Origin of the sequence: Sinorhizobium kostiense (genome assembly GCF_017874595.1) — a bacterium.
Taxonomy (GTDB): domain Bacteria; phylum Pseudomonadota; class Alphaproteobacteria; order Rhizobiales; family Rhizobiaceae; genus Sinorhizobium; species Sinorhizobium kostiense.
On sequence record NZ_JAGILA010000002.1, the window covers coordinates 926,989 to 946,681 of the forward strand.

Annotated in this window: 19 protein-coding genes; 11 read left to right on the top strand and 8 right to left on the bottom strand. The window is 62.6% G+C overall.

Translation table 11 applies throughout. The features are described 5' to 3' along the window. Positions 1-47: 47 nt before the first annotated feature. From J2Z31_RS10845 to J2Z31_RS10870, 6 genes are all read left to right on the top strand, one after another. Entirely contained in the window at positions 48-767 is a 720-nt protein-coding gene (locus J2Z31_RS10845; RefSeq protein WP_234939358.1) for an ABC transporter permease, read from the top strand. Next, on the top strand, positions 764-1,588 hold the full coding sequence (locus tag J2Z31_RS10850; RefSeq protein ID WP_209601894.1) for an ABC transporter permease: 825 nt from the start codon (positions 764-766) through the stop codon (positions 1,586-1,588). The genes J2Z31_RS10845 and J2Z31_RS10850 overlap by 4 nt, the downstream gene beginning before the upstream one ends. Position 1,589: 1 nt before the next feature. Continuing rightward, positions 1,590-2,759, top strand: coding sequence for a M20 aminoacylase family protein (locus tag J2Z31_RS10855; protein ID WP_209601895.1), 1,170 nt, complete (start codon positions 1,590-1,592; stop codon positions 2,757-2,759). 198 nt (positions 2,760-2,957) lie between these two features. Then, positions 2,958-4,367 carry a cytochrome ubiquinol oxidase subunit I gene (locus tag J2Z31_RS10860; protein WP_209601896.1) on the top strand — a complete coding sequence of 470 codons (1,410 nt, stop codon included), beginning with the start codon at positions 2,958-2,960 and terminating at the stop codon, positions 4,365-4,367. After that, a complete protein-coding gene (cydB, locus tag J2Z31_RS10865) occupies positions 4,357-5,361 on the top strand; it encodes a cytochrome d ubiquinol oxidase subunit II (RefSeq protein ID WP_209601897.1) in 1,005 nt (334 codons plus the stop codon). The genes J2Z31_RS10860 and cydB overlap by 11 nt, the downstream gene beginning before the upstream one ends. Before the next feature lie 328 nt (positions 5,362-5,689). Next, positions 5,690-5,995 carry a chorismate mutase family protein gene (locus J2Z31_RS10870; protein ID WP_209601898.1) on the top strand — a complete coding sequence of 102 codons (306 nt, stop codon included), beginning with the start codon at positions 5,690-5,692 and terminating at the stop codon, positions 5,993-5,995. Between the two features lie 25 nt (positions 5,996-6,020). Here the strand turns inward: J2Z31_RS10870 and galE are convergent, their stop codons facing one another. From galE to mscL, 3 genes are all read right to left on the bottom strand, one after another. Further along, positions 6,021-7,055 carry a UDP-glucose 4-epimerase GalE gene (gene galE / locus J2Z31_RS10875; RefSeq protein WP_209601899.1) on the bottom strand — a complete coding sequence of 345 codons (1,035 nt, stop codon included), beginning with the start codon at positions 7,053-7,055 and terminating at the stop codon, positions 6,021-6,023. Between the two features lie 155 nt (positions 7,056-7,210). Then, complete coding sequence (locus J2Z31_RS10880; RefSeq protein ID WP_209601900.1) at positions 7,211-8,377, bottom strand: pyridoxal phosphate-dependent aminotransferase; 1,167 nt, start codon at positions 8,375-8,377, stop codon at positions 7,211-7,213. Positions 8,378-8,511: 134 nt separating this feature from the next. Continuing rightward, a complete protein-coding gene (mscL, locus tag J2Z31_RS10885; RefSeq protein ID WP_209601901.1) occupies positions 8,512-8,940 on the bottom strand; it encodes a large conductance mechanosensitive channel protein MscL in 429 nt (142 codons plus the stop codon). A gap of 218 nt (positions 8,941-9,158) precedes the next feature. Between mscL and J2Z31_RS10890 the strand changes: the two genes are divergently transcribed. Continuing rightward, entirely contained in the window at positions 9,159-12,662 is a 3,504-nt protein-coding gene (locus J2Z31_RS10890) for a PAS domain-containing hybrid sensor histidine kinase/response regulator (protein ID WP_209601902.1), read from the top strand. A gap of 85 nt (positions 12,663-12,747) precedes the next feature. Here J2Z31_RS10890 and J2Z31_RS10895 read toward each other — a convergent pair whose 3' ends face one another. Both J2Z31_RS10895 and J2Z31_RS10900 read right to left on the bottom strand, forming a co-directional pair. Then, positions 12,748-13,395: a response regulator transcription factor gene (locus J2Z31_RS10895; RefSeq protein ID WP_209601903.1), complete on the bottom strand. Its 648-nt coding sequence runs from the start codon at positions 13,393-13,395 to the stop codon at positions 12,748-12,750. Between the two features lie 116 nt (positions 13,396-13,511). Then, complete coding sequence (locus tag J2Z31_RS10900; protein WP_209601904.1) at positions 13,512-13,949, bottom strand: hypothetical protein; 438 nt, start codon at positions 13,947-13,949, stop codon at positions 13,512-13,514. Between the two features lie 163 nt (positions 13,950-14,112). Here J2Z31_RS10900 and J2Z31_RS10905 point away from each other — a divergent pair, with 163 nt between their 5' ends. Beyond that, on the top strand, positions 14,113-14,460 hold the full coding sequence (locus J2Z31_RS10905) for a DUF952 domain-containing protein (protein ID WP_209601905.1): 348 nt from the start codon (positions 14,113-14,115) through the stop codon (positions 14,458-14,460). Beyond that, on the top strand, positions 14,457-15,545 hold the full coding sequence (locus J2Z31_RS10910) for a quinone-dependent dihydroorotate dehydrogenase (RefSeq protein ID WP_209601906.1): 1,089 nt from the start codon (positions 14,457-14,459) through the stop codon (positions 15,543-15,545). The genes J2Z31_RS10905 and J2Z31_RS10910 overlap by 4 nt, the downstream gene beginning before the upstream one ends. Here the strand turns inward: J2Z31_RS10910 and J2Z31_RS10915 are convergent. From J2Z31_RS10915 to J2Z31_RS10925, 3 genes are read right to left on the bottom strand one after another with little or no spacing between them, the layout of a single operon-like run. Continuing rightward, positions 15,521-16,885, bottom strand: coding sequence for an MATE family efflux transporter (locus tag J2Z31_RS10915; RefSeq protein ID WP_408022024.1), 1,365 nt, complete (start codon positions 16,883-16,885; stop codon positions 15,521-15,523). The two genes, J2Z31_RS10910 and J2Z31_RS10915, sit on opposite strands and share 25 nt — an antisense overlap. A gap of 45 nt (positions 16,886-16,930) precedes the next feature. Beyond that, positions 16,931-17,434 (bottom strand): CAP domain-containing protein, encoded by a 504-nt coding sequence (locus J2Z31_RS10920; protein WP_209601908.1) that lies wholly within the window; start codon positions 17,432-17,434, stop codon positions 16,931-16,933. Between the two features lie 2 nt (positions 17,435-17,436). Next, the gene (locus tag J2Z31_RS10925; protein WP_209601909.1) at positions 17,437-17,703 is read right to left on the bottom strand and encodes a DUF6460 domain-containing protein; all 267 of its coding nucleotides are present in this window, start codon (positions 17,701-17,703) and stop codon (positions 17,437-17,439) included. 125 nt (positions 17,704-17,828) lie between these two features. On the opposite strand from J2Z31_RS10925, the gene J2Z31_RS10930 reads away from it, so the two are divergent. Both J2Z31_RS10930 and J2Z31_RS10935 read left to right on the top strand, forming a co-directional pair. Then, positions 17,829-18,764, top strand: coding sequence for a class I SAM-dependent DNA methyltransferase (locus J2Z31_RS10930; protein WP_209601910.1), 936 nt, complete (start codon positions 17,829-17,831; stop codon positions 18,762-18,764). A gap of 107 nt (positions 18,765-18,871) precedes the next feature. Then, entirely contained in the window at positions 18,872-19,507 is a 636-nt protein-coding gene (locus tag J2Z31_RS10935) for a YitT family protein (RefSeq protein ID WP_209601911.1), read from the top strand. The last annotated feature ends 186 nt before the right edge of the window (positions 19,508-19,693 follow it).

The window sequence follows — 19,693 nt, forward strand, 5'->3', positions numbered from 1 at the left end:
CGCATCAGGCGTGAAACCACCGGCCGAAACGTTCGGAGTTGATCTCCATGGATTCCTTCGTCAACTGGAGCCTGCTCGCGCTCTCGGCACCGGGCTGGGGCGGCTTGCTGCTGCAGGGCTTCCTCCACTCGATCGAGATCGCCCTCGGCGGTTACGCACTCGGGCTCCTGCTCGGCATCGGCGGCGCTTTCGGCAAGCTCTATGGCGGCCCGGTGCTGCGCGATTTGCTCGAGTGCTATACGACGATTGTGCGCGCCGTGCCCGAGCTCGTGCTGATCCTGCTCCTCTACTATGCGGGCACTGATCTCCTGAACCAATTGCTGGGCCTTCTCGGGCTCGGTGCGGTCGACATCAGCGGCCTGATGGCCGGGATCTTCGTCATCGGCGTCGTCCAGGGCGCCTATTCGACGGAGGTACTGCGCGGCGCGATCAAGGCAGTGCCGGCCGGTCAGATCGAGGCGGCACGCGCCTATGGCATGTCGCCGGCCAAGGTGCTCCGCCGAATCACCCTGCCGGCGATGCTCCCCTATGCCATTCCGGGCCTCTCCAATCTTTGGCTGATAGCCACCAAGGATACGGCGCTGCTCGCCGTGGTCGGGTTTGCCGAGCTGACACTGGTGACGCGCCAGGCAGCCGGCGCCACCAAGGCCTATTTCCTCTTCTTCTGCGCGGCCGGCGCGCTCTATCTGGCGCTGACGCTCGTTTCCAACCTGATCATCGGCTTTATTGAACGGCATGCGCGCCGGTGCTTCGTGGAGCAGAGATGAGCAACGAAACCACCCACGCGCTCGCCTTCTCCCCCGACGATCTCCCCCAGGCGGAGAGCTTCTTCAAGCCGCATCGCATCGTGCTGATCGCCCTCTTCGTTGGCCTGGTGCTAGGCATCGCGATTTTCATGCGCTGGGATTGGCTGCCGCGCTACATGCCCCGCTTGGGCAGCGGCATCCTGGTCAGCCTGGCAATGCTCTTCAGCACGTCGATCCTCGGCTTCCTGCTGGCGATTCCGCTGGGGCTTGTGCAGGTGACCGGCCCTTGGTTCCTCAAAGGTCCCGCCCGTCTCTTCTGCACCGTCATCCGTGGCACGCCGCTGCTCCTGCAGCTCTGGCTGCTCTATTACGGGCTCGGTTCGCTGTTCCCGCAGTTCCCGACGATCCGCCAATCCTTCCTCTGGCCCTATCTGCGCGAGGCTTGGCCCTATGGTGTCGCGGCGCTGACGATCTCCTTTGCCGCCTATGAAGGCGAGGTGATGCGCGGTGCCTTCGCAGGCGTACCGCAGGGCGAGTTGGAGGCGGCGCGCGCGTATGGAATGGGGCGATGGACGATGTTCCGGCGCATTTGGCTGCCGCGTGCCGTCCACCGTGCGCTCCCAACGCTCACCGGCGAAACGGTGCTGCAGCTCAAGTCGACGCCGCTTGTCGCGACCATCACCGTCATCGATGTCTATGCCGTGATCTCGAAGGTGCGGCAGGAAACTTTCCTGACTTATGAGCCGCTGCTGCTGCTCGCACTGATCTATCTGTGCCTGACGGGCCTTCTCGTGCTCGCCTTCCGCTATTTCGAAAACCGTATCCCGACCCGTGGTGCCTGACATGAGACTTTCCGCCGCCATCGACAACGCCATGCCTGAGCTCCTCGCTATCCGGCGCGACCTGCACGCCCATCCGGAACTGGGCCTGGAGGAGACGCGGACCTCCGCGTTCGTCGCGCGCTATCTCGACGCCGTCGGCTATCGGGTGACAACGGGACTTGCGAAGACCGGCGTCGTCGGCACCCTGACGAACGGCACCGGCTTCCGCTCGATCGGCATCCGCGCCGATATTGATGCGCTGCCGATCCATGAGGAAACCGGGCTCGACTATGCCAGCCGGATTCCGGGGCGGATGCATGCCTGCGGCCATGACGGCCACACCGCCATGCTCTTGGGCGCGGCCCGCGCGCTTGCCGAGCGGAAGAGCTTCGACGGCACGATCCACCTCATCTTTCAGCCGGCCGAGGAGAATTTCGGCGGGGCGAAGATTATGATCGACGAGGGTCTGTTCGATAAATTCCCCTGTGACGCCGTGTTCGCGCTCCACAACGAGCCGGGCCTGCCCTTCGGCCAATTCGCGCTCCGGGAAGGGCCGGTGATGGCGGCTGTGGACGAGGCACGGATTACCGTCCACGGCCGCGGGGGGCACGGCGCCGAACCGCAGGACACGGCTGATCCGATCGTCTGCGGCGCCAGCATCGTCATGGCGCTGCAATCGATCGTTGCGCGCAACATCCACCCCATGGATCCAGCCGTCGTGACCGTCGGCGCATTTCACGCAGGATCGGCGAGCAATATCATTCCGGAGCGGGCCGAGATCGTCGTCGGCATCCGTTCCTTCGACGCGGCTGTGCGGGATGAACTCGAACGCCGCATCCGGACGATTGCTGAGGCCCAAGCTACGAGTTTCGGAATGCGCGCGACGGTCGACTATCAGCGAAGCTACGACGCGACGATCAACCACAAAGCCGAAACGGACTTCGTCCGGGATCTCGCTATCCGCTTCGCCGGGGCGGACAAGGTCGTCGATCTCGCGCGACCCTATATGGGCAGCGAGGACTTCGCCTATATGCTGAAGGAAAGGCCCGGCGCCTATTTCTTCCTCGGATCGCGCGTGACGGGCGAGGAGAAGCCGCTCCACCACCCGGGCTACGATTTCAACGACGACCTGCTGCCGATCGGTGCCGCCTTCTGGACGGAACTCGCAGAGGCCTTCCTTGGGCGCTGCTGAGCCCCTCCGACCAAAATGCCGCAGGCGAAAGATTGCCGCAGTGTGACAACGTGGCGGCCGGGTAATCATTGACCTTTGGCAATTTTACCGCAGATTCAATCACACGATGAAATCGAACGGCGCCGACCCGGTTGCGGCGCCGACAAGCGATAATGCGAGGGGGCGGACTCCGCCTCCTTCCGCCGAAAGGATCGCGACGTGTTCGAAGCCTTTGATGCAATTCTGCTCGCACGCATTCAATTTGCCTTCACGGTTTCGTTCCACATCATCTTTCCGGCCTTTTCCATTGGTCTCGCAAGCTACCTCGCGGTGCTCGAAGCGCTCTGGCTCTGGAAGAAGGATGTGGTCTATCTGGAGCTTTTCAACTTCTGGAAGACGATCTTCGCCGTCGCCTTCGGAATGGGAGTCGTCTCGGGCATCGTCATGTCCTACCAGTTCGGCACCAACTGGAGCGTGTTCTCCGACAAGGCTGGGCCGGTGATCGGACCGCTGATGGGCTACGAGGTGCTGACGGCCTTCTTTCTGGAGGCAGGCTTCCTCGGCGTCATGCTGTTCGGCCTCAATCGAGTGGGCCCGAAGCTGCATTTTCTCGCAACCGCGATGGTCGCCTTCGGGACGCTGATCTCCGCCACCTGGATATTGGCGGTGAATTCGTGGATGCAGACGCCGGCGGGCTTTTCCATGAACGAGGCGGGTCAGTTCGTTCCTGACGACTGGTGGGCGGTGATCTTCAACCCGTCCTTCCCCTACAGGCTCGTCCATATGGTGCTCGCGGCCTATCTGACCACCGCCTTCGTGGTCGGCGGCTGCGGGGCCTTTCATCTCCTGCGAAAAACCGCACCGCGCCGCGCCTACACCATGTTCTCCATGGCCATGTGGATGGCGGCCATCGTCGCGCCGATCCAGATCTTCGCCGGCGACCAGCACGGTCTCAACACGCTCGAGCACCAGCCGGCCAAGGTGATGGCCATGGAAGGGCACTACGAGAGCCATCCAGACGGGGCGCCGCTCATTCTGTTCGGCATACCCAATGCCGCTGAGAAGCGGGTCGACTACGCGATTGAAATCCCGAAATTGTCGAGCCTGATCCTGAAACACGATCTCAATGCGCCGCTCGCCGGGTTGGACACGATTCCAGAAGAGTTGCATCCTCCGGTCGGCATCGTCTTCTGGTCTTTCCGTGTCATGCTGGTGATCGGCTTCTCGATGCTCGGCATCGGTGTTTGGAGCCTCTGGTGCCGGTATCGCGGCACGCTTGGCACCAATGCCTGGCTGCATCGCACCGTCGTCCTCATGGGACCCGCCGGCTTCCTGGCTGTGCTTGCCGGCTGGGTCACGACCGAGGTCGGACGCCAGCCCTACACGGTCTACGGCCATCTCCTGACGGCCGAGTCGATCTCGCCCATCGGCGCCCCGGCGGTCGGCGCGTCGCTCATCGCCTTCATCATCGTGTATTTCTTCGTCTTCGGTGCCGGGACGTTCTACATCCTGCGGCTGATGGCGCGCCTGCCCCGTGATGCGATGCCGGAACTCGACGAGGGACCTATCCGCACCGCGGGCGTCATGCCCGGGCCGGCCCAACCCCATGGAGCCCATCATGGACATTGACCTGCCGCTGATCTGGGCCGCCCTCATCGCCTTCGCCGTTCTCGCCTACGTCGTCCTCGACGGATTCGACCTCGGCGTCGGAATCCTCTTTCCGCTCTTTCCGGAAAAACACGACCGCGATGTGATGATGAATTCCGTCGCGCCGGTTTGGGACGGCAACGAGACTTGGCTGGTGCTGGGCGGCGGCGGTCTCATGGCGGTCTTTCCTCTCGCCTATGCCACGGTGCTGCCGGCGCTCTACGCGCCGATCATCGCCATGTTGCTCGGCCTCATCTTCCGCGGTGTCGCTTTCGAATACCGCTGGCGCACGCGGCGAGGCGAGTTCCTGTGGAACTGGGCCTTTGCCGGCGGATCGATGCTTGCTGCCTTCTCGCAGGGGCTGGCACTCGGCGCACTCGTCCAAGGGATACCGATCGCCAACCGCACCTACGTGGGTGGCTGGTGGGACTGGCTGACGCCGTTTTCCATTGTGACGGGACTTGCGATCGTCGTCGGCTATGCGCTGCTAGGGGCAACCTGGCTGGTCATGAAGACGCGCGGCCCGCTTGCCGAACATGCCCGCTCCATTGCGCTCCGATGCTCTTTCGCCACCATCGCAGCCATGGGCATAGTCAGCCTCTGGACGCCATTTCTCGAACCGGTCTATCTCGAGCGCTGGTTCGGCTGGCCGACAGCAATCTTCAGCGTCATCGTGCCGCTGCTCGTGCTCGGATGCCTCTATCTGCTGCTGAAGGGTATTCGCGACCGGCATGATACGCAGCCCTTCATCGCCAGCCTCGGCCTCTTCCTGCTTGGTTACATCGGCATCGGCATCAGCTTTTACCCCTATATCATACCGCCGTCGCTGACGATCTGGGACGCGGCGGCACCGGACGACAGCCTCGCCTTCCTGCTCGTCGGCGCACTTGTTCTGGTGCCGATCATCCTCGCCTACACCGGCTATGCCTACTGGGTGTTCCGCGGCAAGGTCGATCCGGAGGAGGGCTACCATTGAGGCAAGCGGCTGGACTTGGGCGGAAGCTCCTCTGGTTCGTCGGCCTTTGGCTCGCCGGCGTCGCCGCTGTGAGCGTGGTCGGCTTGGCGATCAAGCTCGCGCTCGGGAGTTGAGCGAGAAAGCTCCGCTCAAGTTTGCGGGAATACCGTCATAACACACGTCGGCAGGCGATCGCCGGACGGAGACAGGACCGCACCCTACTCCCCCGGACGATCGCCCGCCGAGGTGACCAGACCTTTGCTGCGGCCCTTTTTCCCCTTCTCAGCCCGCATGCCCTTTGCTAGCAAGTCGGCGCAACGATTGGGGCGGCGCCCCGCAGGAGCCGGACATGCAGAAAACCCCCGCAGAATGCGCGACAATGGCGGACATCCGTGCCGAAATCGATCGGCTGGATCGCGCCCTGATGATGCTGTTTGCAGAACGCTGGGGCTATATCGAACGTGCCGCCGAGATCAAACGTCCGCTGAAGCTCAAGGCGGATATTCCGGCGCGTGTCGCCGAGGTCAGGGAAAATGTCCGAAGGAGCGCAACCGAGTTCGGCCTCGAGCCGGAATTCTACGATCGGCTGTGGTCGCAGCTCATCGATCACGCGATTGCGCACGAGCGCAAACTCCTCGGCGAGGATCAGGGATAGACTTCTTACAATATGAGCCGTCGGATCAGCCATTGGCGACGAGCCGGCTTTCTTGCTCGCGCCCTTCATCGAAGCTGTTCTTGCGACTGAGATAACTCTCCCAATCGAAGGCGCTCTGGACGATGTGTTCGAGGCTTGCGTGGGTCGGCACCCAATCGAGCTTCAGTCGTGCAAGTGATGGATCGGCGACCACCTGCGCGGCATCGCCCGGGCGCCTAGGCGCGAAGTCGACACGAAACTCGCGGCCGGAAACCCGCCGCACTGCATCGAGCACCTGCAGAACCGAGAAGCCCTCGCCATAGCCGCAATTTGAGACGAGAGGCTGACCGCCGTCTCTCAAGTAATCGAGCGCGTTCCTGTGGGCGGCGACCAGGTCGCTGACGTGGATATAGTCGCGAACGCCGGTGCCATCGGGGGTCGGATAATCTGTGCCGAAAACGTCGATCTTGCGGCGCTTGCCGAGCGCCGTCTCGCAGGCGACCTTGATGAGATGGGTGGCGCCGAGCGTCGACTGCCCGGCACGACCGAGCGGGTCGGCCCCCGCCACATTGAAATATCTAAGTGCCACATAGCTGAAGTCATGGGCGGCCGCGGCGTCCTCGAGCATCATCTCCGTCATCAGCTTGGAGCGACCATAGGGACTTTCCGGCCGCAAGGCTGCCGACTCCTTGACCGGATTGGGCGTATCCTGGGTGCCGTAGACGGCAGCGGTCGACGAGAAGACGAAGTGGCGTATCCCGGCCTTGATCGATGCGGCTATGAGCGTGCGCGTCCTCGCCGTGTTGTTGTCATAATAGGCGAGCGGGTTGGCGACCGATTCCGGCACGATTGCCGATCCGGCAAAATGGACCACTGCGTCGATCTCGTTCTCGGCAAATATTCGCGCAAGGACAGCCGGGTCTCCCACATCGCCGAAATAAAAGCGTGCCTCGCGCGCCACCGCCCAGCGAAATCCGGTCGTCAGGCTGTCGAGCACGACGACTTCTTCCCCGGCATCGAGCAGCGACCAAACCATATGGCTGCCGATATAACCTGCACCACCAGTCACCAATATGCCCATTGATTTCTGCCGCCCCTGTGAGACCGGGACAGGAAAGACGGTTGATGCTTTCGGAATCGGTAAAACACGGGCGCCCGGACCTGGATTCGCGCGCTATTCTGGTCGGCGTGGTTAAACTCGGACCTCCGAAATCGATCGCAATTTATCGATCGATGTCAGAGGGCGAGAATATAGCGGCGCAGGCGGTCCGCCGCTTCCGCGATCTGGGCCGGATCACGTAGGAAACAGGCGCGCATGAAGAGCTCGCCGCCCGTGCCGAATGCCGTTCCGGGCGCGAGGCCAATCCCCGCCTTATCGACGATTTCGATCGCCGCCCGGCGAGAGTCCGTAACGCCGTCGATTTTCAGAAAGGCGTAGAGGGCTCCATCGGGCTTCAGTTTCTCGACACGATTGGTCGCGATCAGCGCGTCGCAGAAAAGGTCGCGGTTGCCTCGAGCCCTGGCAACATTCGCGTTTACGAAATCGTCGCCCTCCTCGAGCGCGACGACGGCGCCGCGCTGCATGAATTGGGCAACCCCGGAGGTCGAATATTGAATCAGATTCTCGAGCACCTGCCCCATTGCCGGCGGCGCCACGATCCAGCCGACGCGCCAACCGGTCATCGCCCAGTTCTTGGAAAAGGAATTGACGAAGAGGATACGGTCTTCCTCCTCCATAATGTCGAGGAAGGATGGCGCCCGCCCGCCGAGATAATAGTAGAGCGCATAAATCTCGTCGGCGACCACCCAGATGCCATGCTTGCGTGCCACAACGAGGATTGCTTCTAGGTCGTCGCGGCTCGCCGTCCAGCCGGTCGGGTTGGAGGGCGTATTGATGAAGAGCGCCCGCGTTTTCTTTCCGATCGCCGCCTCGAGGCGGCCAAGATCGAGCTGCCATTTGCCGTTCTGAAACCGCAGCGGCACCGATACGGGCCGGGCATCCGAGAGGTCGGCGGCAGCCGCGAAATTCGGCCACGCGGGCGTGAGGAGAACGACCTCGTCGCCTGGCGAGGTGATCGCCTCGATTGCAAGCTTGATCGCCTGCATGCCCGATCCGGTGACGTAGAAATTCTCCGGCGACAGGGTTTTCTGGAAGCGGCGCTCGTAATAGCGCACCAGCGCCTCGCGAAGCGGCGGGAATCCGCGCTGCCAGGTATAGAACGTCTCGCCCGCCATCAATGCGTCCGCTGCGGCCCGGCTGATGAAGTCGGGTGTGGGAAGATCGCCCTCGCCGACCCAGAGCGGAATGAGCCCTTCGCGGTTGCGCGCGTAGTTCACGACTTGGACGATGCCGCTTTCGGGCGCCGAAAGGGCACGGGGGCTGAGGCTGGTCATGATCGTCATCGGCGGCTCCTGAACTGCTCGCCGCTTCTAGACAGTTTCATGCCGACGATCACGCGATATTCGCTGACCTGTCTATCGATTTCTGTGATGTTTTCGCGAACTGCGCGAGGACGGGCCGCCACCCGGCGCCTGCATCACGCCCGTTGCTTCAGGATATCGCGAATCTCCGACAACAATTGTATGTCCTCGGGCGGCGGCGCAGCCGGTTGCGGCGGCCTCTCCCTTTCGACAGAAGCGCGAATGCGATTCACAACCTTGATCATCAGAAAGATGATCCAGGCGAGGATGAGGAAATTGATAAATACGGTGATGAAATTGCCATAGGCAAAAACGGCGCCCTGCTGGCGTGCTGCCGCAAGGGTCGGTGCCGTGACGTTCGCCGTAAGCGGCAGGAAGTAATCAGAGAAGTCAAAGCCGCCACCGGTTATCGCGCCGACGATCGGCATGACGAGGTCGTTGACGACCGAATCGACAATCTTGCTGAATGCGGCACCGATGATCACGCCGACCGCAAGATCGATCACGTTGCCGCGGGCAATAAACTCCTTGAATTCGTTCAGCATGCATATCTCCGTAAGGTGCCTTTGGAGTGGCGCGCACCCTGCCCGGCGCGCAACCGATGATTACGAATCTAAACCAAACCCGCATACGACGGAACCACGCCACTTGCGGTCGATCAATTCCGCTCCGGCGAGGCCAGCGCATCTTGGACTTAAGACGAATGGAGAGCCAATTCTCAAAGACAGGGAGTTGCCCTATGCTTCGCGCAGAGGAGTGAGGCATGCTTTCGGGTTCGGTTATTTTTGCCTCGGCCTTCGCCTATCTGCTGCTGCTCTTCGCGGTTGCAAGCTATGGCGACCGGCAGGCCAGAAAAAGCAGTATTGCCAACAAGGGCAGGCCGCTCGTCTATGCGCTGAGCCTCGCCATCTACTGTACGTCCTGGACTTATTTCGGCGGCGTTGGCCTGGCCGCCGAACGCGGCCTCGAATTCACCGGGATCTATATCGGCCCGATCCTGATGTTCACCTTGGGCCTGCCGCTGATCCGCCGCATCGTTCGGCTGGCGAAAACGGAGAGATTGACCTCCGTCGCCGATTTCCTAGCCGCCCGCTACGGCAAGAACCCGGCGGTCGCCGCGATTGTGGCGCTGATCTCGCTGGTGGGCGCCATCCCCTATATCGCACTCCAACTCAAGGCGGTTTCGAGTTCCGTCGCCGCGATGGTCGACACCAGCGAGTACGGGATCGGCTCCGGGCAGAACTTCATCGACCTGCCACTTCTCGTCACGCTCTTCCTCGCCTGTTTCGCCATCGTCTTCGGCACGCGCCACACGGACGCGACCGAGCACCAGGACGGGCTGATCCTGGCAGTCGCCATGGAATCGGTCGTGAAGCTCGCCGCCATGCTGGGGATGGGCATTTACGTCGTCTTCATTCTTTTCGGAGGGCCCGCTGAGCTTTGGGCGCAGGCACAGCAAAGCCCCGATGCGCTTTCCGCGCTCGCTTACGAGACGCCGCCGGCGCGATGGATCCTGCTGATCGTGCTCTCCAGCTTTGCCATCATCATGCTGCCGCGGCAATTCCACGTCACCGTCGTTGAGAACCGCACCGACACGGAACTGCGCACCGCCGGCATTCTCTTCCCGCTCTATCTGGTCGCCATCAACCTCTTCGTGCTGCCTATAGCGATCGCCGGTATTGTCACCTTTTCCGGGTCCGGCGACGCCGACCTCTATCTCTTGACGCTGCCGCTCGCGAATGACATGCCGCTCCTGACCTTGACCACCTTCATCGGCGGCTTCTCTGCTGCAACGGCCATGGTCATCGTCGCCTCGGTCGCCCTGTCGATCATGGTCTCCAACGACATCGTCATGCCTGTTTTCCTGCGCCGGCGGCTCGGAACGCGCGGCTCCCTGCAAGAGGACATGGCCGGCACCCTCCTCAATATCCGGCGCACGGCGATATTCGTCGTTCTGCTTCTCGGCTATGGTTATTACCGCTCGGCGGACATCAGCGCCGGCCTTGCTTCATTGGGCCTGCTTTCTTTCGTCGCCATCTCGCAAATGGCGCCGGCGCTTTTTGGCGGCCTCGTCTGGAGGCAGGCGAACGCCCGCGGCGCGATCTCCGGCATGGTCTCCGGCTTTCTCGTCTGGGCCTATCTCTTGTTCCTGCCGAGCCTCGGCGGCCCGGACAATTCGCATGTCGCCTCGACAGTGCTAGGTTTCCTGCTGCCTTTTACCGATCTTTTCTCAGGACCGCAGTCCGACCCGCTGGTCAATGCAACCGCGCTCAGCATGCTCGTCAACACGACCGCCTACGTACTCGGCTCGCTGACGCGCACGCCGAAACCGCTGGAGCGGTTCCAGGCGGGAGTGTTCATCACGCGCCGCTCGCGCACGGAAGGAACCTTCCGTGGCCGGAAGACGAAAGTGACGGTGCGAGATCTCAAAACGACAATCGCTCGATATATGGGCGAGGAGCGCATGCAGCGCTCTTTCCACACCTATGAGCGGCAGTCCGGCCGGTGGCTGGATGAAAACGCCTCGGCCGACATGGCGCTTGTCCATTTCTCCGAGCAATTGCTCGGCAGCGCAATCGGCTCGTCTTCGGCGCGACTGGTGCTGTCGCTCGCCCTGCAGCGCGTGGACGACGCTTCCTCCGATACGGCCTGGCTGCTCGACCAGGCAAGCGAGGCGCTCCAATACAACCAGGATATGCTGCAGACGGCGCTTTCGCAGATGGACCAGGGCATCGCCGTCTTCGACAATGCAAACAACCTGATCATCTGGAACCGGCGGTTCCGGCAATTGCTCGATCTGCCGGAGACCGCCGGCCAAGTCGGCTTTCCGCTGGCCGGAATCGTCGCGACGCTTACTCGTCGCGGCGATATCCGCAAGGAGGACGAGGCGGCGCTGATCGCCAACTTCCTGACGCTTGACAAGCCCTTCCTGCTGGAACTTGCCAACGGCACGCGCATCGTCGAGGTTCGGACCAATGCCATGCCCGACAAGGGCATCGTCACCACCTATACCGACATCACCCAGCGCGTCGCCGCCGACATGGCATTGAAGCAGGCGAACGAGACATTGGAACAGCGCGTCGCCGAACGGACGGGCGAATTGACGCGGGTGAACCGTGAACTCGCCGAAGCGCGGGCCGCGGCCGAAGAAGCAAATATCGGCAAGACCCGCTTCTTCGCCGCCGCTGGACACGACATCCTGCAGCCGCTCAATGCCGCGCGGCTCTATTCCTCGTCGCTCGTGGAGCGGCTCGGCGATTCCGAGAACAGGGCGCTGGTGCAGAACATCGACTCCTCTCTGGAATCGGTGGAGGCGATCCTCGGCGCCGTGCTCGACATTTCCAGACTGGACACCGGAGCCATGAAGCCGCGGCTGCAATCGGTGCCCCTCGGCGAATTGTTCAAGCGCATGGAAACCGATTTCGCGCCGATGGCGCGGGAGAAGGATATCGAGCTTGTCGTCATGCCAACCTCGCTTGTCGTGCATAGCGACCCGAACCTCTTGCGGCGCGTCGTGCAGAACCTGGTCTCAAATGCCGTCAAATACACGCTCCGAGGCAAGGTGCTGATCGGGGCTCGCCGGCGCGGAAAAGTGGCGACCATCGAGGTGCTCGATTCAGGCATCGGCATTCCGCCCTCGAAATTCCGCACCGTCTTCAAGGAATTCGCGCGCCTCGAAGAAGGCGCGCGAACGGCCGCCGGCCTCGGCCTCGGCCTGTCAATCGTCGACCGCATCTCGCGCGTTCTCAATCATCCCGTCGGTCTGCAATCGAAGCCCGGCAAGGGAACCGGCTTCAAGGTGACCGTGCCGCTGGTTACGAGCGGCGACCGACAAAAGCCGCAAGTGCTGGCGGCACCGAAATCGGCGGATGCTCTGACCGGGCTCCACGTGCTGTGCGTCGACAACGAGGTGAAGATCCTCGAGGGCATGGCTCTGTTGCTTGGCGGCTGGGGCTGCACGATCACCACGGCAGAGTCGCTTTCAGCCTGCGCCGGGATGGGGCCTGACGGACTCGCGGCTCGCCCGGACGCCGTCGTCGCCGACTATCACCTTGGTGACGGCACCGGCATTGAGGCGATCGCCTGCATCCGCTCCCTTTGGAAAGAGAACATCCCGTCCTTATTGGTGACCGCCGATCGCACGCCGGAGGTCCGCGGCGCTGCCGAACACGACGGCATCTCCTTGCAGCACAAACCGGTACGTCCCGCCGCCTTGCGTGCCTGGCTGACGCAACTCGCGGCCGCTTCAAGGGCGGCTGCAGAGTAGTTGCCCTCGAGACCTGTGTCGTAACAGCCCCTCACCCTGACCCTCTCCCCGCACGCGGCTCCAGGAGAGAGTGGCAAAGGCAGGCTCAAGCCGCGGCGACGTTCCCGAGCTTCTGCAGCTGGATAACCGCCTGGGTGCGGCTGTCGACATTGAGCTTCAAGAGGATCGCCGAAACATGGGCCTTGATGGTCGCTTCGGAAACGCCGAGCTCATAAGCGATCTGCTTGTTGAGCAGACCCTCGGCGAGCATCGAGAGCACGCGCGACTGCTGCGGCGTCAGGGTCTGCAGCCGGTGCATGAGATCGGCCAGTTCCGGCTCGTATTCCTGATTCCGATCGTAGCCGGACGGCACGAAGATTTCCCCGGCCATGACCCTCGCGATGCCGTTGCGAATCTCCTCGATGCCGGCCGATTTCGATAGAAAGCCCGCGGCGCCGAGATCGATGGCGCGATGGATCGTTGCCGGATCGTCATGTGCGGAGACAATCATCACCGGCAGGCTCGGGAATTCGGCTCGCAACGCAATCAGTCCGGAAAGCCCGCTGACCCCAGGCATGGTCAGGTCCAGGAGCATCAGGTCGGCGTCCGGGTGGGCGGCTGCTGCCTTGCGCGCCGCAGCGAAATCGCCTGCCTCGACGATGGCCGGCGCGCCGGCCATCCCGCTCAGCGCCTGGCGCATCGCGCCTCGAAACAGCGGATGGTCGTCGGCGATGATGATGGTTATGTCCGGCATGGTGACGCCCCCTCCCAAGAGCCTCAGCTGCAATACATAGGATGCAGATCCTACTACCATTGAATTCGCTTCGGGATAAGATGCAGCAGCAGGCGCCCTCCGCCGCCAACGGGACATCACGTCCTGTCGGGTACCTGCTCGTCCCGATTGGCGGGCGAGCCCTCTTGCCCTTCGAATTCCTTAACGATCTCCATGAACTTCCGCATAATTCTTTCCATGATGCTCATTGTCCGGTCAATCTCTTCGTCAGTCGGAAGATCCTGTTTCCTTGTCGTTGCACCGCTCTGAAGGGCCTTTTCGAGGGCGTCGACGCGTTTGGTCAGAAGATCTAGCTCCCTCTCGAATGCTGCACGCTCGTCGGCCGCCATGCGGCAAACGAGTTCGCCATTCTTCTCCTGGCAGAGGTCGACCTCGCCCGTTTCGGTGTCGAGCCGGGCGAATCCCGTCTCGGACTTCTGCATCGAATAGCGTCCAGGCGAGGGTTCCTGGGCGCCCACCGAAAGCGCCCATGCAAAGCTCAGGACGAGACCCAATGCTGCGCTTGCGTGCTTCATGACATCCTCTCCGTTGGATGCTCACCTGCTGCGGCGACTTTCGTGCGTCTGGTAAGACGGCGCGCGCCGCAGGAAATCCGCTTCGATATGATGTTCCTCGGTGGACATGCGGCGATATTTGCGGCAAGGCCATGGCTCGGTTTCATGACGGCGAGCGGACAGGATGAACCCTACCATATACAAGATCGTTCCGGCACTGCTTTGGCAGGAAGCGCGGCGCACGGGACGGTTCGACGGCGCGCCCGCCGACCTCGCCGACGGTTTCGTTCACTTCTCGACGCGCGACCAGGTCGCCGAAACGGCAGCCCGCCATTTCGAAGGGCAGACGGAGCTCCAGCTTGTCGCCGTCGACGCGGCCGCGCTCGGAGACAAGCTGGTCTACGAGCCTTCCCGCGGCGGTGCGCTCTTCCCCCATCTCTATGCGCCGCTCATGCTCGATGCGGTGCTTTGGGAAAAGCCCCTGCCGCTCGGCGCCGACGGCAAACATATCTTTCCCGAGCTTGCCCCATGACCGGACCTTTCGAAAGCCTCGCCCGTCGCGGGCTGTTCCTGCTCGACCCGGAGACCGCCCATGGACTCTCGATCCGGGCGCTGAAGAGCGGCGTAGTCCCGAGCTGCGCAGCTGTCTCCGATCCGAGGCTGGCGCAAACCATAGCGGGCCTCACCTTTCCCAATCCAATCGGCATGGCGGCGGGCTACGACAAGAATGCCGAGGTGCCCGAGGCGCTGCTGAGACTGGGCTTTGGTTTTACCGAGATCGGCACGGTGACACCGCGGCCTCAAGCAGGCAACGACAAGCCGCGGCTTTTCCGGCTCGTCGAGGACGAGGCGGTGATCAACCGGCTCGGCTTCAACAATGAGGGGCATGGTGCGGCACTGGCGCGGCTCAAGGCCTGCTCGCGTGAGGCGCTGATCGGCGTCAATATCGGCGCCAACAAGGACAGTGCCGACCGGATTACCGACTATATCGCCGGCATCCGCACCTTCTATTCGGTCGCGCGCTATTTCACTGTAAACATCTCCTCGCCCAACACGCCGGGCCTGCGCGATCTGCAGGCGCGTGAAAGCCTGGCGGCACTGCTTACGGCCGTGCTTGCTGCTCGGAATGAAGAGGCCGGCAAGAACGGCCGGCGGCCTCCGGTATTCCTCAAGATCGCCCCGGACCTGACCGAAGAAGGCATGGACGATATCGCGGCGGAAGTGCTGGCTCATGACCTCGACGGGCTGATCGTGTCGAATACAACGCTCTCGCGCGATGGTCTCAAGGACCAGCGGCAAGCAAAGGAGACCGGGGGGCTTTCCGGCAAGCCGCTTTTCGAGAAATCGACCGCGGTGCTCGCGCGGATGCGCAAACGCGTCGGTCCGGAACTGCCGATCATCGGCGTCGGCGGTGTCGGATCGGCGGAGGCCGCGGCGGAAAAGATCCGCGCGGGCGCCGATCTCGTGCAGCTTTATTCGTGCATGGTTTACGAGGGACCGGGCCTGCCGGGGCGGATCGTCCGTGGCCTCTCAGCTCTCTGCGAGCGCGAGGGCCTCGCCTCCATCCGCGACATCCGGGACAGCCGCCTCGACTATTGGACCGCGCGGAAGGTCTGAGTTGCCCGGCGCGGCACCAGCATCAACAGAAATAGCCCGCGCATCAGCAGGAACAGGTTGAGCCCGGCCCAGAGACCGTGATTGCCGAAGAGCGGCACGAGCACGGCAAGCGCCGCGCAATAGCCGAGGAAGGCGGCGAGCATCATGTTGCGCATATCGCGCGACCAGGTGGCACCGATGAAGACACCGTCCATCAAGAAGGCGAGCGAGCCGGTCAGCGCCGTGAGCGCCGCCCAGGGCATGTATTCGTAGGCGACGACGCGCACGTCCGCCGCCGTCGTCAACAGATCGACCAGCGCATCGCCGAAGACAAGGAAGGCGAGGGTCGTGAACAGGGCCAGCCCCAGCGACCAGGCGGCAGTCATACGGATTGCACGGTCGAAGGCCGGGCGGTAGGCGGCGCCTATCGAACGTCCCGTCAACTGCTCGGCCGCATTGGCAAGGCCGTCGAGGTAATAACCGGCAACAAGAAAGATCGTCATCAGGACCGCATTGGCCGCGAGCGTCACCGGACCCAGCGCTGTGCCGATGCGCGTCATGAGCGTGAAGGCCGCGACCAGAACGAAGGAGCGGATCATGATGTCGCGGTTGAGGCCGAACAGTGCCGTGAGGCGCTCCACCGAAAAAATCGTCGCCCAATCCGGCGCGTCCCTCTTGTCGAAGCGGCCATAGACGATCGCAAAGCCCGCAAGCGCGCCGATGACTTCGCCGGCAACGGTGCCAATTGCGACGCCGGCCACGCCCCAGCCAAGCGCGAGCCCGAGGAGGATCGACAACGCGATGTTGGTGCCGTTGATGAGTGTTTGCAGCAGCAAGCCGATCGAGCCCTCGCCACGGCCAAGGACGAACCCGAGGATGGCGTAATTGGCGAGCGCCGCCGGACCGGAAAGAATCCTGTAGAAAAAGTAAGTGCTGGTGACTGCCGCGACTTCCGGACCCGGCGCCATCAGCCGGAGCCCGCCCGCCAGCAGGAGCGGCGACAGGAGGACGAGGGCACCACCGCAGACGAGCGCAGTCGTGAGCGATCGCCAGAACACCGCTTGCTGCTCACGCCGGTCGCCGCGACCATAGGCCTGGGCCACAAGGCCCGTGGTGGCGGCCCGCAGGAAATTGAAGGTGGTGAAGATTAAATCGAATATCACCGCGCCGATCGCAAGTCCGGCGAGCAATTCAGCCCGGCCAAGCCGACCGACGACAGCAGTATCCACGAGTCCTAGCAGTGGCGTCGTCAGGAACCCAAGCGTCATCGGCAGGGCGATCGAAAAGATCAGCCGATTGGTGACGTGAAAGGGACCCGCTTCGCGGGCATGCCGGTCTTCGAGGCTTTCGGCGGCGATCATCATTCTGTCCGTACGGCCGGTTCCGCAAGGGACTTGGGAATCAGCTCAACCGGACAGCACCATGGCCCAATAGGGGCGGTTCCCGGAAGCGGAATTTTGCGCCACGGCGACGCCGAGCCCCCGATAATTGCCGAGCATGTTCTTCAAGTGGTTCGCCGAGTTGAACCAGGCTTCGTAGGCACTCTCGGCATTCTCCTGGCCCATGGCGATGTTCTCGGCGGCCGGAAGCGTGACGCCGTGGCCCTTCACCCGGTCGTGGAAATTGTCCCGCCAGCCGATATTGTGTTTCATCTTGCCGGCGCGCGCCATGCGTGTGGCCTGGTACATTGCCGCCACCGAAGCAGCCGGATTGCGAACGAGCGTCGACAGACCCCTGCCCTGGCGAAGCGTGTTGACATAACCGAGTGTCGCCTCGGTCTGGTCGCTTCCGGTGCCGTCGTCGGGGGAAAGGACGTTGGAAGTCGAGCAGCCGGCAACAAGGCTGACGGAAATCACGGCACCGGCGGACAGAATGAGCCGTCTGCGGGGAAGAAAGAACTGATCCTGCATGCTTAACGTCGGTAGCTCAATACACGAAGGATGATAAAGGCGGGAATGACCACGGCGGCACCAAGCAGCAAATAGTCTCCGACGCGCCCAAGCGCCGCAAACCCTTTATGCCACAGATCGAGCAGGAAATTGCGGATGCCGTAGTAGATGTCGGCGGGATACCAGTCGAAGACATTCATTACGAAACCGACCAGGATCGACACGACGACGAGCTTGACCAGCACGCGCAGCGGTGAGTCCCCCAAAAACCTGTTTATTCCGTCCGACATGGGCGAAGAATTCTCCTTTTTCCCCTCACATAAGCTGCCGTTTCCGCACCCGCAAGCGGAGATTCCGCTTGTCTTTTGGCCCGGGCGACGTCAGATGCGCTCATCACAATGCACCCGTTGGTCCAATGTACGTGAAACAGCTCTCCTCCGGCGACCTGATCGCCGATCGCCGCGCCGACTATGCCAAGATGCTCGCCGAAGGCGGCGATCACCGAGGCGCGGCCGAGCTCATGGCCCAGGCGCTAGAAATCGCGCCGGACTGGGCGGCCGGCTGGTTCCGCCTGGCGGACTATGAAGAGAAATCTGGCCGTAAGATGGCTGCCATCGAGGCGCTGGGGAGAACCCTTCGCCTCAGTCCGGAGGACATTTTCGGCGCCAGCCTCAAGCTTGCCCTGCTCGGCGCCGCCGAAACGCCTCAGCAGCCGCCGAGCTCCTATGTCGAGCGGCTCTTCGATGACTATGCGGAGCGCTTCGATCAGGCGCTCGTCGAAAAGCTCGACTACAGCGTTCCGGAAAAGCTGGCTGCCCTGATCGGCAGGATGCCGAGCCAGCGCTTCCGACACGTCACCGACCTCGGTTGCGGCACGGGCCTCTTCGGCGAGCGCATTCGCCACTGCGCCGATTTCCTCGAAGGGTTCGATCTTTCGGTCAACATGCTCGCAAAGGCGGAAGCAAAAGGAGTCTACGACCGGCTGGGCCAGGCAGACCTGTCGTTGCCGCCGGAGCGCTCCGGGCTTTTCCGCGACCCGGCAAGGGAGCCTGCCGATATCGTGAGCGCAGCGGACGTGCTGATGTATCTCGGCAATCTCGAGAGCGTGTTCCTCATCATAGACCGTTTGTTGGCGCCGGCCGGACTGTTCGCCTTCTCGGTCGAGGATGCGGCAACGCAGGTGGGCTTCGTGCTGCGCCCGTCGCTGCGGTACGCCCATTCGGAGCCTTATGTCGCCTCGCTCTGTGCCGAGCACGGGCTTTCGCTCGTGGCAGTCGAGCGCACGATCATTCGAATGGATGCCGGCCTGCCAGTCTCGGGCATCCTGTTTCTCGCTCGCAAAGATGCTTGAGGCACAAGGCTGTCATGCGAAATAGGTCAGTATTACTTACATATTTTTCTTGATTAATTTTGTGCGTTGCAGCAATGCTGTCACCATCACGGTCTCGAGGGGTCGGCATGGCACAGGGAAGCAGCGTTTTCGGTCTCTGGAACACAAGTCCTACAAAGCACACGCCGATCGAGGATGCACAAGGCATCTTTTCCGGCAGCCTGATTGCTGCTCTAGGCCTCTATTTTCTCGCGAGCGCCGGGCTTCTGACCGGCAGTACCGCCGGTATTGCCTTTCTCCTGCATTACGCGACCGGCGTGAATTTCGGGCTCGCCTTCTTCCTCCTAAATCTGCCCTTCTTCTACCTCTCGCTGAAACGGCTCGGCCCGGCCTTCACTGTCAAGACCTTCATCGCCATCGGGCTCACCTCCTTCCTGACCGACGCGCAATCGCGGCTCTTCGAGACCGGGCAGATCCAACCCGGCTGGGCGGCGCTCCTCGGCGGCCTCCTGCTCGGATATGGCCTACTTGCGCTCTACCGCCACCGGGCGAGCCTCGGTGGCGTCGGCATTCTCGGTATTTATCTGCAGGAGCGGTTCGGTATTCGCGCCGGACTGGTGCAGCTTGTCATTGACATGGCTGTTCTGGCAGTCGCCTTCGCAATCACCATTCCCTCGGTCGTCACCTGGTCGGTGCTGGGCGCTGTCGTCCTCAACCTCTTCGTGGCGATCAACCATCGCGCCGATAGGTACATTGCGCTTTGACGCCCCCGCTACAGTGGGGCGGGATGCATGCGACCAGTGAGCGGCCCTCATCCGGCCTGCCGGCCACCTTCTCCCCGCACGCGGGGCGAAGGTGACTCGCGGTGCTCTCCAGTCCCCTCGCCCCGCTTGTGGTGAGAGGGTTAGTCCCCGGGTTAAACCCGAGGATAGGGGCAATCGCGTGCCTTC